The organism is Duganella sp. HH101 (assembly GCF_001758795.1).
In the GTDB taxonomy this organism is placed as follows: Bacteria; Pseudomonadota; Gammaproteobacteria; order Burkholderiales; family Burkholderiaceae_D; genus Rugamonas; species Rugamonas rivuli.
Window position 1 is genome coordinate 66,868 of sequence record NZ_LRON01000028.1, and the last position, 14,351, is coordinate 81,218.

Here is a 14,351-nt window from a genome sequence, read left to right on the forward strand (position 1 = left end):
ACGGTCGGGCCGTCGGTAAATTCTACACCTGAAACGCGGCCGTGCAGGCTTGGGTACAATGCGGCCATGGCTCATGCAACCCCTTCCCCCGGTCCCGCGCTGGCCGGCCTTGCGCCGGTGGTCGACGAGCGCACGCGCATCCTGGTGCTGGGCAGTTTTCCCGGCGCCGCCTCGCTGGCGGCGCAGCAATACTATGCGCATCCGCGCAATCTGCTGTGGCCGATCTTGTCGGCCTTGACCGGCGAGCCGCTGGCCGCCTTGCCCTATGACGAACGGCTGCCGCGCCTGCTGGCGCATGGCTTCGGCCTGTGGGATGTGCTGGGCGCCTGCGAGCGCGAGGGCAGTCTCGACTCCGCCATCCGCAAACCCGCCGCCAACGATTTCGCCCGCTTGCGCGAGCTGTGTCCGCTGCTGGAGACGGTCGGTTTCAACGGCCAGACTTCCGGCAAGTTCGCGCCGCAGTTTGCCGCCGCCGGCTATCGCACGCTGGTGCTGCCCTCGACTTCGCCGGCCCACGCCTCGTTGACCTTGGCGCAAAAGCTGGCGCAATGGAAGGCGCTGCTTGCGCCAGGAAGCCGATGATAGGCTAAGGCATGTAGCCGCTGGTCAGCGCGGCGGCCCAGTCCTCGCGGCCGTTGCGGCGGGCCAGTGCGGCCATGCTTTGGTGGTCGTAGGGGATGCTGAGCAGTTGCGCCTGCCATAGCCCCTGGCGGCGCTCGACGATGGCGTAGCGGGCGTCGGGCGAGCCGGATTCGATGGCGTGGGGATAGGGATGGTCGTCGGCATAGGCCGGCTGGCCGACACTGCCGGGGTTGACGATCAACTGGCCGCGCGCGCTGCGCACGCTGCGGGCCACGTGCGTGTGGCCGCAGGCGATCAGGGCGGCGTCGACCTGGCCCAGGCGCTGTTCGATGTCGGCGGCGCCGGCGTGGCGGTCGGCCGTTTCCAGCAGGCCGGTGATATCGCTCGATGGCGTGCCGTGGCACAGGAAGACGTCGGCGCTGTATGGCAGCGCCGGCTTCAACGTGGCGATCCACGCCAGTTCGCGCGGCGCCAGCTGGGCGTGGGCGTAGCGGTCGGCCGCGCCGGAGCCGGGATGCAGTTCCAGGATTTGCCGTTCGTGGTTGCCGGCCAGATGGGTCCAGTCCCGCGCCATCAGGAATTGCGCCGTCTCCCGCGGCAGCAATGGGCCGGACAGGCTGTCGCCCAGGTTGACGACCGCGTCGACGCCGTGGCGGACGATGTCGGCCGCCACCGCTTCCAGCGCGGCCAGATTGCCGTGGATGTCGGAGACGATGGCGATGCGCATTACCTTACATCCTTGAAGCCGGCCAGCAGGCTGGCGGTGTCGACGATGGCGGCGTATTCGCCATCGAGGTTGGACAGGGCCATGTAGTGTACATCGTCGGCGCTGCGCGGCGCGCCCGCATAGTCGGTCCGGGCGTAGGCGTAGCAGGCGTCCGCCACCACCCGCGTGGCGAAGCCGAGGTTGCCGGCGCTGCGCGCGCTGGCCTCCACCGAGTTGTTGGTGCTGACGCCGGCCAGCACCACCTCGTCGATGCCGCGCACCCGCAGCCAGCGCTCCAGCCCGCTGTTGACGAAGCAGTCCGGCACATTCTTTTCCACCACATGTTCGCGGGCCAGCGGCGCCAGGCGCGGCTGGAACTCGGCGCCCGGCTGGCCGGGCCAGAACGGCGATCCCGGCGTGCGCGACATATGGCGCACATGGACCACGGTGGCGCCGGCCGCGCGCCAGGCGTCCAGCAGGGCGGCGATGTTGGCCTCGGCGCCGGGGTTGTTGCGCTGGCCGGCTGCCGGGCTGGCCATGCCTTGCTGCATGTCGATGATGATCAGTGCCCGCATCTCAATTAGCCTCGCGTGAAATCACCCGCACCACCGACTCCAGGTAATCCTCGAAGCCCATGCGCAGGTACAGTTGGTGCGCGTCGTTGCTGCGCATGACGTGCAGGAAGGAAGTGTCGCCGCGCTGCCGGTGACGATGGATCAGTTTGCCGATCAGCCGCTTGGCCAGCCCCCGTCCCTGGTAGTCGGGATGGGTGCAGACGCCGCTGATTTCGCACAGCCCCGGCGCGCGCAGGCGTTCGCCCGCCATCGCCATCAGGCGCTCGCCGTCGAAGTAGCCGAAGTAGTCGCCCAGCTCGATGGTGCGCGGGCCGAACGGTCCCGGCTTGCACAGGCCGGCCAGTTCCAGCGCCTGCGCGGCGTGTTGCGGCTGCAGCGGCACGGCGTCGGGCGCGGGATCGGCGGCCGGCGCGGGGCCGCGCCACACCATGCGGAACATGGTGCTTTCGGCGTCGATGCGCCAGCCGGGCGGGGCGGCGCCGGCCCAGCTGTCGCAATAGAAGGACAGGCCCGGCGCGCAGACGGCGGCCAGCGCGTCGAAGTCGGGCCGCGCCGGGTCGGCGAAGGCGACGATGGGGGAAAAGCCGTCGTTGTAGCGGCGCGCGCCGCCGCTGCCGCTGGCGTGCCGCGCGTGGGCGCCGGTCAATGTGTGCCAAAAAATGTGGTCCAGCAGCGCGTTGCGTTCCATGTAGCTTGCCTTGTCGGGGGAGCGTGGTTATGCTTGCTTTTAATACACTTTCTTTTTAACACAGTTTTGACAGGGGCATCGACCGCAGTTCAACTCAGCAGGGGATAAAGTGGACAATCAAAAAATCGCCATCATCGGACTGGGCCGTATCGGCTCGGCCTTCTTGCGCAATATGCTGGGCCGCCGCGAGCGCGGCGTGGAGTTGGTGGCGGTGGCCGAGAGCGGCGATACGCCGGGCCGCCAGATGGCGCTGGACGCCGGCCTGACGGTGACGTCGCTGAACCAGATCGTCGCCCTGGGCGCCGGCGTCGACATCCTGTTCGACCTGACCGGCATCCCCGCCGTGCGGCGCGAGATCCGGGAGAAACTGATGGCTCAAGGCAACCACCACACGGTGATCGCCTCGGAAACCATCGCCCGCCTGATCTGGGCCATGACCAGCGACGACGACCTGCCCGTCATCGCCGGCCGCAGCACCGGTTACTGAATCGCCTACGGCCCCACCGGCACCATGGTGGCCGTGCCGTCGTCGGTGATGCCGATCATCATCATGCCGTCGCCGGAGACCGCCAGCTGGCGCGGCAGCAACTGGCGCCCCGTGCCCGCGAGGCGGAACTGGTTCAGCAGCTTGCCGCTGGTGTCGTACATCCACACATCGCTGAAGGACGACTTGACGGCGGTGCCGCAGAAGATGCGGCCGTCGCTGCCCAGCTCGATGTTGTTCGGCGCGCCGTCGCCGGCCGCCAGATAGCCCAGCACGCCGAGGTCGGCCGGGTTGAGGATGCTGCACAGCTTGGGCGTGCTGCTGGCCGTGTAGATGCGCGTGCCGTCGGCGCTGACGGCGATGTCCTGGCCCAGGCTGCCGGTGTTGGCGTGGCTGGCGGCCGGTATCTTGGCCGTGAACAGCGTGCCGCCATTGAGCGCGGCATAGTCGACGCTGAGCGTGGTGATTTGCACGCTGCTGGTGTTCTCATTCTGTTGCAGCAAGCTCTTGCCGTTGCCGCTGGCCGCCAGCGTGCCGCCGCCGCTCAGCGGCAGGTTGAGGCGGGCGCCGCTGGACGTCAGGTAGGCGGCGCCGTTGCTGAGCACCAGCATTTCCACGCCGTTCGGGCGTATCACCTTGAGGCGGGTGGACTTGTCGGCGTCGACCGGCAGCTGGCTCACCACTAGCTGCGTGTTGAGGTCGATGGTGGTGATGCTGCGGCTGCCCAGGTTCAGCAGGAACAGGTAGTCGCCGTTGCTGCTGGTGGCCATGTCGCCCAGGCTGGCGCCCAGGCCGGTGATGGTGGCGACCTTCTGGCCCTTGTACAGGTTGTAGACGTCGATGTAGGCGCCGCCGTTGTGCACATAGGCGTAGGGCCGGACCGGATCGGTCGCGACGTTGCTGTAGCTGAGCACTGTGCTGGCGTTGGCGACCGGCGTGCGGGTGCCTTTCCACAGCGCGACGCGGATGGGCTCGGGCGCGCTGGCGTCGGCGTCGAGCGCGGTCAGCGTGACGGTGGCGATGGCCAGCGTGTCCGGGGCCAGCGGGGTCGGGTCGGCCGTCAGGATCAGCTTGTTGGCGTTGACGCCGGCCACCAGCCAGCCCTGGTCGGAGGCGGCGCTCATGCCGCCGAAGCTGTTGTAGTTGTCGCTGACGGTCAGGGTGCGGGTCAGGCGGGTCCAGCCGGGCGAGGCGCTGAAGGCGACCCCGGTTTCCGACGGGATCAGCTTGTGCTTGTCCTTGTTGATGGTCAGCAGTACCTGGGCCGGCACGCTGTCGCCGTTGACGCGGGCGGTGGCGGCGACCAGCGCCGAGGTGATCCCGACCTGCGCGGCGGCCGGCTTGGCGGTGAAGGCGACGGTGGCGCCGGTCTGGTTGACGCTGGTGCTGGCGGCGCTGGCCGTGACCCAGGCCGGCAAGGTGCCGAGCGACCACGGCCAGGCGTTGGTGACGGTGTTCAGGCTCAGCGTCAGGCTCGGGTTGACGGTGAAGTCCCGGCCGTAGGTGCCGCCCAGGCTGATGCTGTTGACCGAGCTGCTCAGCGTGGCCTTGGCCAGGTTGAGCGTGACCGGCAGCGAGCGTGCCGGCAGGTTGGCGGCCTTGAGCGCGATGCTGCCCGGGTAGCTGCCGCTGGCCAGCGCGGCGACGGTGGGATCGACCGTCAGCATCATGGTGGACGGCGTGCCGGCGCCGCTGGCGGGCGAGACGCGCAGCCAGGTGTCGCTGGAGACGGCGCTCCAGGCCAGGCTGCTGTGGTCGTCGGTATCGATGGCCACCACCTGGGTGGCGATCGGCGCGCCATTGATGGCGTTGAAGACCACGCCGCCGGTGTTGGTGGTCAGGCCGCTGGGCTGGACCGACAGCGCGACCGGCAGCGCGACGCTCTGGCCGTCGCTGGCGGTGACGGTTAGTGTGGTGCTGTAGTCGCCCACGGCCAGGCCGGTGGCGTCGAAGGCGACGCTGAGCGTGCCGCTGCCGCTGCCGCTGGCGGGCGTGGGCTTGAGCCAGGCGGCGCCGCCAGTGCTGGCGCTCCAGTTGCGGCCTTCGCCGCCGATGGCGACGCTGACCGCAACCGGCGCGGCCCCGCCGAGGCGGGCGGTGGCGTTGAGCGCGACGGCCGGCGTGGCGGTAAAGGCGAGCTGTCCGGCCGGCACCACTTGCAGGTTGTACGGCAGTTGCATCGGCGAGCCGGGGAATTGTCCGCTGCAGGCGCTGTCGCGGCACAGGCGCACGCTGAAGTTGCCGGTGTAGGTGCCGGCCGCCAGCGACGGCGCCGTTTGCAGCACGGCGTGGTACTGGGTGTCGCTGTCGCGGACCACCTGGGCGTTGGGCACGATCACACCGTTGCTGTCGACCACGCTGGCGAAGACGCTGGCCGCATTGGCGAAGTCGGCCGGACGGGCGACGGTGGCGATGACGTTGAGGGTGAGCGAGGTGCCGGCGCTGATGGTGGCGCGGACGGTGGAAGGGTTGAAGCTGAGCGCGGGCGAGGCGGCGGGGGTGCCGTTGTCGGGCGTGCCGCCGCCGCCACCGCCGCCGCCGCCGCATCCGGTCAGCAGGGCGGCGATGAGCAGCGGGAGGGCGTAGGCGGAGCTGGATCTCAGCATGTCGGTATCCTTGGTTGGCGTGGCGCGTTTACATATTTTGCAATTGTTGCGCAATTGCAACTATGTGTCAAGCCTCCAGCAAGAATACCATCAGTCCGCCCCTATTTGCCGGTCGCGTGCGCCTCGTAGGCGCGGATGCGGTCCAGCTTGGCCGAGTACAGGTCGTGGTCGCCGCGCGTGGTGCTGTTGGCCAGCGCCTTGGCCATATGGGCGTCGGCCTCGCGCAGATAGCCCAGCTGGTAATTGGCCAGCGCCAGCCAGAAGTGGAACTCGTGGTAGTCCGGCACCCGCTCCACTTCGCGCGCGAACAGGTCGCGCGCGCGGCGGTAGTCGCCGGCCTGCATCGCGGCCTGGCCCAGGTTGAAGAAGTGGAAGGGCGGATCGGGCTCCAGCTGGGCCAGGCGGAGGCGCAGCTGGGCCGCCTCGGCCTGCTTGTCCGGGCCGGCCTGGGCGTCCAGCGACTGCACCAGGTTGGACAGGAAGATGGTGTTGTTCGGCGCCTGCGACAGCGCGTAGCGCAGCGACTGCTCGGCCTCGGCCAGGTTGCCGTGGTGCTGGTAGACCACGCCCAGCGTGTTGTAGGCGTGCAGGAAGGCCGGGTCTTGCTCGACCGCCTTGCGGGCGGTCCAGTAGGCTTCGTCGAGCTGGCCTTGCGACAGCAGCTCGGCGGCGCGGTTGTTCAGGTACATGGCGATGATGGTCTGCTCTTCCAGCGGCCGGGTGCTTTCGCGCGCCTTGGGCGGGATGGGGATGAAGTCCACCGTCAGCGCGTTCGACAGGTCGACGCTGTAGATCTCGCCGTGGCTCAGGCGCGGCCGGCCCAGCGCCAGGTTGACGTGGTTGCTGGCGAAGTAGAGGTTGCCGGCGCGGCTCCAGCTTTCCTCGACGTCGACCTGCTGGAATTGCACCACCAGGTTGAGCTCGCGCGCCAGCGCGGCCGTCATGATGGCCAGCGACAGGCAGTTGCCGGCGCGCGCGGCGAAGGTCTGGGACGCGTCGCGGGTGATGGCCGAATCGTATTCGAGCTGCAGCTTGTCCTTGCGGTACAGGGCGTCGAACAGTTCGCGGCGGGAATCCTTGCGCTGCAGGTTGTGGCCGATTTCGCGGTTCAGGTAGTCGCGCATCTCCTGGCTGACGGCGAAGATATGGCGGGTGTCGACCGGCGCGGCCGGCGGCTGGAACAGTTGGTCGTGGAATACGACCGGGGCGGCCGCGCGCAGCGTTTGCGACGGCCCGGCGCAGCCGCACAGCAGCGCGGCGCACAAGGTCAGGGCCCATGGTTTCATGACGAGTCTCCCTTTGCTGCGGAGCACAAGCCGGCGCCGCACCAGGCAGCGGACTCTGTGTTCCGCTTGAGGAAAGTATCCTCGGCTAGCGGGGCGATGTCAAACGGGAATTCGCCGCCTGTGGGCCGTGGCGCTCAGGCCAGCGGACGCGGCTCCACCGGCTGCCCCTGGGCGTCGAAGCGCAGCGCCACCGTCAGCCGGACGATGCCGATGCTGGCCAGCGCGTCGCGCAGGTCGTCGACTTCCTCTTCGAGGTCGGCGCACGGGTCCAGCGGCTTGTCGGCCTCGGCCAGCACGGCGCCGCCGGCGCGCAATTGCACGCGCAGCAGCATGTCGTCGTCGAGGTCGGCCGGGGCGATGACGGCCTCGGCCTGGTCCGGCGATTGGCCGTCGAGCGCCTGGTTCAGCGTGGACAGCAGCTGCAGCATCGCGTACTCGGACTGGCCCTGGGCGCGCGCGCCGAAGAACAGGTCCTGGTACAGGAAATTCAGGCGCAGTGCCGGCGCGCCGCGGCCGCGGCCCAGGCAGCGCGCCACCAGCGGCGCGTGCTGTTCGGTCCATTGCTGGTAGCGCTCGGCGCGCCGGGCGAAATAGGCGTCGGCGGCTTTGTCGCCGGCCGGCACCTTGTAGAACGGGTCGTCGGCGCGCTTGAGCGCAAAGCCGAGCAGGAAGCGCAGCTCGACCGCCGCGTCGTCCGCGCCGAAACCGGTGGCCGACCAGCCGGCCGCCATGCTGCGCTCCAGCGCCGGCGCGGCGGCGATTTTTTTCTCGGTCAGCGAGTGCGCCGCTTCGCGCACCATGGCGTGCAGCTGGCCGTAGCTGACCCGTTCGAATTCGTCGAGGTCGTAGGCGTGGCTGACCAGCACCACCTTGGCTTTCGGGCTTTCCAGGCCGGCCTCGGTGAAGCTGTCGAGCAGCGCCTCGTAGGCGGCGCCGTCCTGGAAGTCGAAGGCCGGGTCGAGGCCGCCCTGGCTGTGGACGAACACCGGAATGGCGAAGGCGTCGATCTCCATCTCGGGCGCGCCTTCGCGGCGCATCAGCACGCTGGCCGCGCCTTCCTCGACGGCGTTGCGCAGGTAGCGGAAGCCGTCCAGCGCCTCGTCGCGCGCCAGTTCGATGGCGCCGTACAGCACCTCGTCCTTGCCCTGGTTGAGCAGCTTGCGCAGCAGGCGCTGGAAGTCCAGGCCCTTTTGCGCCAGGTCGGCGCGGGTGCTGTCGGCCACGATGTCCTGGTTGAACTCGCCGTCGGCCAGGTCCAGCGCCAGGGCGCACAGTTCGGTGGTTTGCTGCTCGTCTTTCAGTTCCGGCGAGTTGGCGGATTTGCGCGGTACGGGGCGCTTATTTTTTGGCATTGTCTATTATCGTTCGGTGTGGAAGGCTTCGTGCAGTTCGTCCAGCAGGTCGGCGGTTTCATCTTCGGACAGGCCCAGGTGGCGGCAGGCGCGGTCGCCGCCCTTTTCCCACTCGTAGGACAGGTTGCGGCCGTGGAAACGCGAAATGCCTTTTTCCGCCAGCAGCGCCAGCGCCACCAGCGAGCGCACGGCGTCGTCGGTGGCAGGATCGTCCAGCACGCGGTAGTCGTGGTGCAGCAGGATGGCCCAGGAGACGTCGGGCGACAGCCCCCAGTTGCGCGCCAGCAGGCAGCCGATGGCGGCGTGGTTGGTGCTGTAGCGGGCGTCTTCGAGCACGGTGAAGGCCTGCTCGGCGTCCTCGCAGGCGTCGGCGTAGGTATCGGCGTAGTCGTCGAAGCGGTTCATCAGCAGCGGCACGCCGATGTCGCAGAACAGGCCGAAGGTGTGGGCGATGTCGGGCGGGGCGATGCGCAGCTTGCGCGAGAAGAACACCACGGCCTGGGCGCGGCGCGCGGAGATTTCCCAGAACGCGCTGAGGTCGGCTTCCTTGCCGTCGATGGCTTGGCGCGCCAGCAGCCCGGTCAGCAGGGCCGCGCACTGGTTGATGCCGAGGAAGTTGATACCCTGTTCGACCGACTTGGCCTTGCGCGCGGCGCCGAAGAAGGGCGAGTTGGCCAGCTTGAGCAGGGCGCCGGACATGCCGACGTCGTTGCCGATGATGCGGGCGATGCGGCGCGGCGACGGGTCCGGCTGCGCCAGCTCGCGCTGCAGGTCGACGAGCAGGCTGGGCCGGGGCGGAATCCGGATGGAGCGCATCAGCGCGTCTTCCACCGCGTTTTCTGCTGGCAAGGCTGGGGCTGCTACTGTCGTCATTGTGTTCTTCAGGGCTAGGGGCTGGCGATGCAAAAACAGCACTATAAACCAGTGCGCTCACTCATGCTGGGCATGCTTACCCTGATTATCGCCGCAAGCGCGCGCGGCGGGCACGAATTTCTCCCGATTTTCTGTCGCCGGCGGCATATTTTGTCGCTAAATTCTTGTAAGTGCGGCGATTCGATAATCATTTGTCACGCCTTTCGTGAGCGGGCCGGCCACATTGGCGTTTACAATAGCCGCATGGACAAGCTCATCGCTGGCATAGATTTCAGCGCGCCCCCGGCCGAGGTGGCGCGGCAATTGATCGGCGTCACGCTGCTGGTGGACGGCGTCGGCGGCCGCATCGTCGAGGCCGAGGCCTACGACCGCACGGAGCCGGCCGCGCATAGCTATAACGGCCCGACGCCGCGCAATTTCTCGATGTTCGGGCCGCCCGGGCGCAGCTATGTGTACCGCTCGCACGGTCTGCACTGGTGTTTGAATTTCGTCTGCCGCGAGGAGGGCCACGGCGCCGGCGTGCTGATCCGCGCGCTGGAGCCGCTGGCCGGGCTGGAGGCGATGCGCGCGCGGCGCGGCCTGGACGATGCCCGGCTGCTGTGCTCGGGGCCGGGGCGGCTGTGCCAGGCGCTGGGCGTGACGCGCGCGCATAACAACCTGGCGCTGGCGGCGCCGCCGTTCACGCTGCTGGCGCGCGAGGCGGCGGCGGTCGAGGTGCTAGCCGGCCCGCGCATCGGCATTTCCAAAGCCGTGGAGCTGCCGTGGCGCTTCGGCCTGGCCGGCTCGCGCTTTTTGAGCAAGCCCATGCGCGAGGCTTGATGGCGATGCGGACGGCGTCTCCACCTTGAACACCGACACCGCCTGCGACAGCTGCACCGCCTGATCCTGCAGGCTGGCGGCGGCGGCCGCCGCCTGTTCGACCAGCGCGGCGTTCTGCTGCGTCACATCGTCCATCTGCCCGACCGCCTGGTTGACCTCGGCGATGCCCTGGGCCTGCTCGGCGCTGGCCGAGCTGATGCGGGCGATCACGTCGTTGACCTGCTGCACCGAGGCGACGATATCGTCCATCCGCTCGCCGGCCTGGTGCACCGAGGCGCTGCCGCTGTCGATGGTGGCCACCGAGGCGGCGATCAGCGCCTTGATTTCCTTGGCGGCGGCGGCCGAGCGCTGCGCCAGCGTGCGCACCTCGCTGGCGACCACGGCGAAGCCGCGGCCCTGCTCGCCGGCGCGCGCCGCCTCCACGGCGGCGTTGAGCGCCAGGATATTGGTCTGGAAGGAAATGCTGTCGATGACGCCGATGATGTCGACGATCTGGCGCGAGCTGGCGCGGATCGAGGCCATGGTCTGCACCGCCTGGCGCACCGCCGTGCCGCCGTGCCGGGCCAGCGCGGTGGCGTCGGCCGCCAAGGTGCAAGCCTGGCGCGCGCTGGCGGCGTTGTCCTGCACCGCCTTGGTCAGGCTGGCCATGGCGCTGGCGGTTTCCTCCAGCGAGCTGGCCTGCATCTCGGTGCGGGTCGACAGGTCGAGGTTGCCGCTGGCGATCTCGTGGGCGGCGTTGTCGATGGTGCGCACCGCCGCCAGGATGGCGCCCAGCGTCTGGGTCAGGTTGTGCATGGTGTGGTCCAGCATGCGGGCGGTGTCGGCGATCTCGTCGCGGCCGTCGTTGCCGCGGCCGGCGCCCAGGCGGCCGGCCGCCAGCGCCACCACCACGTCGGCGATGGCGCGGATGTCGCGCAGCATGGCGCCGCGCACCGCCATCGTCACGCCCAGCGACAGCGCGATCGACAGCAGCACCAGCAGCGCCATGCTGCGGCCCAGCGCGTGGAACTCGTCGCTGGCGCGCGCGTAGGCCTGCTCGCCGAGCTGCTTCTCCAGCGCCGACAGCTGCGCCAGCTGTTCGTTCAGCAGCAGGAACTGCTTCTCGCCGTTGACCATGGCGTTGGTGGCGATGCTCTGGTCCATGGACGCCATCTCCATGGCGTCGCCCACCGCCTTGCGGTAGGCCGCCAGCGATTGCAGCGCCTGGCTAACCAGCGCCCGTTCCCGGCCCTCGCCGGGCGCGGAGGCTTGCGCCGACAGCTGGCGCAGCCGGTTGTCGATCTCGTTGTGGCCGGCCTTGATCTGCCGCGCCAGGGCGTCGATGCGGGCCTGGGCGAAGCTGCCGTTGACCCAGGCCAGCAGCTGGTAGATGTGGGCGTGGGCGTAGCGCGCCTCGCCGCTGATGTCGGCGGCGGCCTTGAGGCGGGCGGCGCGCAGCTGCACCAGGTTTTCCAGCGAGGCGTTCTGGCGCACCATGCCGTAGTAGGCGGCGCCCGCCGTGGCGATCAGCAGCAGCAGCACCAGGCCGGGCGCCAGCAACAGTTTGGGACCGATACGCAGTTTCTTCAGCATGGTGCGCTCCCGCCGCTATTTTTTGTAGATGCCGGCTTCCAGCACGACGTCGCCGACGCGCAGGATGTAGGTGGTCTTGGGTTCGATCTTGCCGGTGTTGGGGTTTTTGTACTGGTAGTCGACCCAGCCGTGGCCCTTGCTGGCGGCCAGCTCGATGATTTCGCGGCGGTATTTCTTGCCGTTAGCGTCGGGCACGTCGGTCAGGTTCTTGCCGACGATGGAGGGGTTGATCGGATGCGCCAGCACGATGCCGGTGTTGATGTCGCGCAGGTCGACGTACAGCGAGCCTTGCACGTAGTCGGGATCCTTGGCGGCCAGCTTCTTGATCATCTCGTCCTTGCCGTGGGCCTTGATGAAGGCCGCGCCTTTTTCCGCCATGGCGATGGCGTCTTTTTCGGTGGGCTCGGCGGCGTGGGCGGGCAGGTGCAGCAGCGCGGCGGCGCTCAACAGGGCGATCAGTCTCATGGTGGTTCCTCGTCGGTGGGTGGGGAGGGGGCGGGATTGCTCCAAGCAACTGTACGCCGCCCCAGTCGGGCGGGGATTGCGATGCCGCAAGTTCTGGCCGTGTGGCAACTGTGCACGCAGGTCGGCGTCAAGGAAAATTTTATTTCCATGCGTCAGTTGATTTACGGCAATCTGAATTTTTGACGGAGGCCTAGCATGCAATTCCCACCCCTCCTTTTATTGCGATAGGAACCTGTGATGACCACCACCCCGATAGCGTCCTGGAACAGCGCCGGCGCACTAGCCCCCAAGTTCAAGCCCTTCATCCGCCAGACCATAGCCAATTCGCGCCAATGGGAGTGGATACCGCCCGATCTGCAGGAAGCGGTGCAGGTGGTGTCGCATGTGCTGCCGTTCCGCACCAACGAATACGTGATGGACCACCTGATCGACTGGAGCAACATCCCCGACGATCCGATCTACCGCCTGACCTTCCCGCACCGCGACATGCTGGCGCCGGACGACTACGCCCAGCTGCGCGAACTGGTGCTGGGCCGCGCCAACCAGCAGGCGCTGACGGAGCTGGTGCGGCGCATCCGCCTGCGCATGAACCCCCACCCGGCCGGGCAGATGACGCACAACGTGCCGCGCGTGAACGACGCGCCGCTCAAGGGCTTGCAGCACAAGTACAAGGAGACGGTGCTGTTCTTCCCCAGCGCCGGCCAGACCTGCCACGCCTACTGCACCTTCTGCTTCCGCTGGCCGCAATTCGTCGGCATGGACGACATGAAGTTCGACGCCAAGGAATCGCACGAGCTGGCGTCCTATCTGCGCATGCATCCGGAAGTGACCGACGTGCTGATCACCGGCGGCGATCCGCTGATCATGAACACGCGCTCGCTGGAGGCCTACATCGAACCGCTGCTGGCGCCGGACCTGGCGCACATCCAGAACATCCGCATCGGCACCAAGTCGGTGGCGTACTGGCCGCAGCGCTTCGTCACCGACCGCGACGCCGACGACTTGCTGCGTTTGTTCGAGCGGGTGGTCGCCAGCGGCAAGAACATGGCCATCATGGGCCACTACAACCACGCAGTCGAGCTGCGGCCGGACATCGCGCAGCAGGCGGTCAAGCGCATCGTCGGCACCGGCGCCACCTTGCGCATGCAGGGGCCGCTGATCCGCCACATCAACGAAGACCCGCACAGCTGGGCCGAGTTGTGGCAGACCGGCGTGCGGCTGGGCGCGATCCCCTACTACATGTTCGTCGAGCGCGACACCGGGCCGCGCGAGTACTTCCAGCTGCCGCTGGCGCGCGCGCACGAGATTTTCCAGCAGGCCTACCAGATGGTGTCCGGCCTGTCGCGCACGGTGCGCGGGCCGTCGATGAGCGCCTTCCCCGGCAAGGTGGTGATCGACGGTATCGCCAACATCGGCGGCGAGAAGGTGTTCGCGCTGCAGTTCCTGCAGGCGCGCAATGCGGACTGGGTGCGCAAGCCGTTCTACGCCAAGTTCGATCCGAACGCGACCTGGATGGACGAGCTGAAGCCGGCCTTCGGCAAGGACAAGTTCTTCTTCGAGGAGGAGGGCGGCAGCCGCAGCGAATACGGCGCCGAGCCGCCGGGACAGCGCAAGGTGATCCCGCTGATCCCGGCGCGGCAGGACGAGGCGCTGCGCGGCGGCGGCGCGGCCGGTTGCGCGGGCGCCACCGGCACCACCGGCGTTCCGGCCTAGGTGCGGCCATGGCCGGCCGCGCGGTGTTCCTGCTGGTGTTCCTGCCGTTCGCGCTGGGCCATTATCTGTCTAGCCTGATGCGCACCGTGAACGCGACGCTGGCGCCGCAGCTGATGGCGGCGCTGGCGCTGACCCCGGGCCAGCTTGGCTTGCTCACCAGCGCCTTCTTCCTGGCGTTCGCGCTGGCGCAGCTGCCGGTCGGCATGGCGCTGGACCGCTGGGGCCCGGCGCGGGTGCAGCCGCCTATGCTGCTGCTGGCGGCGGTCGGCGCGCTGGCTTTCTCCGGCGGCCACGATTTCACCCAGCTGCTGGTGGCGCGCGCGCTGATCGGCCTGGGGCTGGGCGGCTGCTTCATGTCGGCGGTGAAGGCGCTGGCCACCTGGGTCGCGCCGGCGCGGCTGCCTTCGGTGCAGGGCTATCTGATCGCGGCCGGCGGGCTGGGCGCGGCGTCGGCCACCTTGCCGGTGCGGCTGGCGCTGCAGTACACGGACTGGCGCGGCCTGTTCGTCGGCCTGGCGGCGGCGGCGGTCGGCATCGGCCTGTTGATACGCGTGCTGGCGCCGGCCGCGCCGCCCGCCAGCATCCGGCCGGCCGCCGCTGCCGCTGCTTCTGCGCCGCCGGCCGCGCTGG

At 68.8% G+C, this 14,351-nt stretch carries 14 protein-coding genes; 5 read left to right on the forward strand and 9 right to left on the reverse strand.

Annotated features, from left to right (window positions below):
- Nucleotides 1-66: 66 nt before the first annotated feature.
- Nucleotides 67-582 (forward strand): DNA-deoxyinosine glycosylase, encoded by a 516-nt coding sequence (locus DUGA2_RS29035; RefSeq protein WP_070272830.1) that lies wholly within the window; start codon nt 67-69, stop codon nt 580-582.
- Between the two features lie 4 nt (nt 583-586).
- On the opposite strand, the gene DUGA2_RS29040 is transcribed toward DUGA2_RS29035, so the two are convergent.
- From DUGA2_RS29040 to DUGA2_RS29050, 3 genes are read right to left on the reverse strand one after another with little or no spacing between them, the layout of a single operon-like run.
- Entirely contained in the window at nt 587-1,309 is a 723-nt protein-coding gene (locus DUGA2_RS29040; RefSeq protein ID WP_070272831.1) for a metallophosphoesterase, read from the reverse strand.
- The gene (locus tag DUGA2_RS29045; RefSeq protein WP_070272832.1) at nt 1,309-1,863 is read right to left on the reverse strand and encodes a cysteine hydrolase family protein; all 555 of its coding nucleotides are present in this window, start codon (nt 1,861-1,863) and stop codon (nt 1,309-1,311) included. The genes DUGA2_RS29040 and DUGA2_RS29045 overlap by 1 nt, the downstream gene beginning before the upstream one ends.
- 1 nt (nt 1,864) lies before the next feature.
- Nucleotides 1,865-2,551, reverse strand: a complete 687-nt coding sequence (locus tag DUGA2_RS29050; RefSeq protein WP_070272833.1) for a GNAT family N-acetyltransferase — start codon at nt 2,549-2,551, stop codon at nt 1,865-1,867.
- Between the two features lie 109 nt (nt 2,552-2,660).
- On the opposite strand from DUGA2_RS29050, the gene DUGA2_RS29055 reads away from it, so the two are divergent.
- Nucleotides 2,661-3,038: a homoserine dehydrogenase gene (locus DUGA2_RS29055; protein WP_071658995.1), complete on the forward strand. Its 378-nt coding sequence runs from the start codon at nt 2,661-2,663 to the stop codon at nt 3,036-3,038.
- Between the two features lie 5 nt (nt 3,039-3,043).
- Here DUGA2_RS29055 and DUGA2_RS29060 read toward each other — a convergent pair whose 3' ends face one another.
- From DUGA2_RS29060 to DUGA2_RS29075, 4 genes are all read right to left on the reverse strand, one after another.
- The gene (locus DUGA2_RS29060) at nt 3,044-5,641 is read right to left on the reverse strand and encodes a quinoprotein amine dehydrogenase (protein ID WP_070272834.1); all 2,598 of its coding nucleotides are present in this window, start codon (nt 5,639-5,641) and stop codon (nt 3,044-3,046) included.
- Between the two features lie 101 nt (nt 5,642-5,742).
- On the reverse strand, nt 5,743-6,927 hold the full coding sequence (locus tag DUGA2_RS29065) for a tetratricopeptide repeat protein (protein ID WP_070272835.1): 1,185 nt from the start codon (nt 6,925-6,927) through the stop codon (nt 5,743-5,745).
- A 134-nt stretch (nt 6,928-7,061) separates the two neighbouring features.
- A complete protein-coding gene (locus DUGA2_RS29070; protein ID WP_070272836.1) occupies nt 7,062-8,279 on the reverse strand; it encodes a DUF2863 family protein in 1,218 nt (405 codons plus the stop codon).
- Between the two features lie 6 nt (nt 8,280-8,285).
- Entirely contained in the window at nt 8,286-9,152 is an 867-nt protein-coding gene (locus DUGA2_RS29075; RefSeq protein WP_070272837.1) for an HDOD domain-containing protein, read from the reverse strand.
- A 243-nt stretch (nt 9,153-9,395) separates the two neighbouring features.
- On the opposite strand from DUGA2_RS29075, the gene DUGA2_RS29080 reads away from it, so the two are divergent.
- Nucleotides 9,396-9,971 carry a DNA-3-methyladenine glycosylase gene (locus DUGA2_RS29080; RefSeq protein ID WP_070272838.1) on the forward strand — a complete coding sequence of 192 codons (576 nt, stop codon included), beginning with the start codon at nt 9,396-9,398 and terminating at the stop codon, nt 9,969-9,971.
- On the opposite strand, the gene DUGA2_RS29085 is transcribed toward DUGA2_RS29080, so the two are convergent.
- Nucleotides 9,870-11,543, reverse strand: a complete 1,674-nt coding sequence (locus DUGA2_RS29085; protein ID WP_070272839.1) for a methyl-accepting chemotaxis protein — start codon at nt 11,541-11,543, stop codon at nt 9,870-9,872. The genes DUGA2_RS29080 and DUGA2_RS29085 overlap by 102 nt on opposite strands.
- A gap of 15 nt (nt 11,544-11,558) precedes the next feature.
- Nucleotides 11,559-12,008, reverse strand: coding sequence for a cache domain-containing protein (locus tag DUGA2_RS29090; RefSeq protein ID WP_008452321.1), 450 nt, complete (start codon nt 12,006-12,008; stop codon nt 11,559-11,561).
- 237 nt (nt 12,009-12,245) lie between these two features.
- Here DUGA2_RS29090 and DUGA2_RS29095 point away from each other — a divergent pair, with 237 nt between their 5' ends.
- The gene (locus tag DUGA2_RS29095; RefSeq protein ID WP_070272840.1) at nt 12,246-13,721 is read left to right on the forward strand and encodes a KamA family radical SAM protein; all 1,476 of its coding nucleotides are present in this window, start codon (nt 12,246-12,248) and stop codon (nt 13,719-13,721) included.
- A gap of 8 nt (nt 13,722-13,729) precedes the next feature.
- Nucleotides 13,730-14,351 (forward strand): MFS transporter (locus DUGA2_RS29100; RefSeq protein WP_141753413.1); only part of this gene is annotated, 622 nt, incomplete at its 3' end.

What these genes read in the sequence shown, in the direction of transcription:
- DUGA2_RS29035 (WP_070272830.1), top strand. Translation starts at nt 67, where the DNA reads ATGGCTCATGCAACCCCTTCCCCCGGTCCCGCGCTGGCCGGCCTTGCG.
- DUGA2_RS29040 (WP_070272831.1), bottom strand. Translation starts at nt 1,309, where the DNA reads ATGCGCATCGCCATCGTCTCCGACATCCACGGCAATCTGGCCGCGCTG.
- DUGA2_RS29045 (WP_070272832.1), bottom strand. Translation starts at nt 1,863, where the DNA reads ATGCGGGCACTGATCATCATCGACATGCAGCAAGGCATGGCCAGCCCG.
- DUGA2_RS29050 (WP_070272833.1), bottom strand. Translation starts at nt 2,551, where the DNA reads ATGGAACGCAACGCGCTGCTGGACCACATTTTTTGGCACACATTGACC.
- DUGA2_RS29060 (WP_070272834.1), bottom strand. Translation starts at nt 5,641, where the DNA reads ATGCTGAGATCCAGCTCCGCCTACGCCCTCCCGCTGCTCATCGCCGCC.
- DUGA2_RS29065 (WP_070272835.1), bottom strand. Translation starts at nt 6,927, where the DNA reads ATGAAACCATGGGCCCTGACCTTGTGCGCCGCGCTGCTGTGCGGCTGC.
- DUGA2_RS29070 (WP_070272836.1), bottom strand. Translation starts at nt 8,279, where the DNA reads ATGCCAAAAAATAAGCGCCCCGTACCGCGCAAATCCGCCAACTCGCCG.
- DUGA2_RS29075 (WP_070272837.1), bottom strand. Translation starts at nt 9,152, where the DNA reads ATGACGACAGTAGCAGCCCCAGCCTTGCCAGCAGAAAACGCGGTGGAA.
- DUGA2_RS29080 (WP_070272838.1), top strand. Translation starts at nt 9,396, where the DNA reads ATGGACAAGCTCATCGCTGGCATAGATTTCAGCGCGCCCCCGGCCGAG.
- DUGA2_RS29085 (WP_070272839.1), bottom strand. Translation starts at nt 11,543, where the DNA reads ATGCTGAAGAAACTGCGTATCGGTCCCAAACTGTTGCTGGCGCCCGGC.
- DUGA2_RS29090 (WP_008452321.1), bottom strand. Translation starts at nt 12,008, where the DNA reads ATGAGACTGATCGCCCTGTTGAGCGCCGCCGCGCTGCTGCACCTGCCC.
- DUGA2_RS29095 (WP_070272840.1), top strand. Translation starts at nt 12,246, where the DNA reads ATGACCACCACCCCGATAGCGTCCTGGAACAGCGCCGGCGCACTAGCC.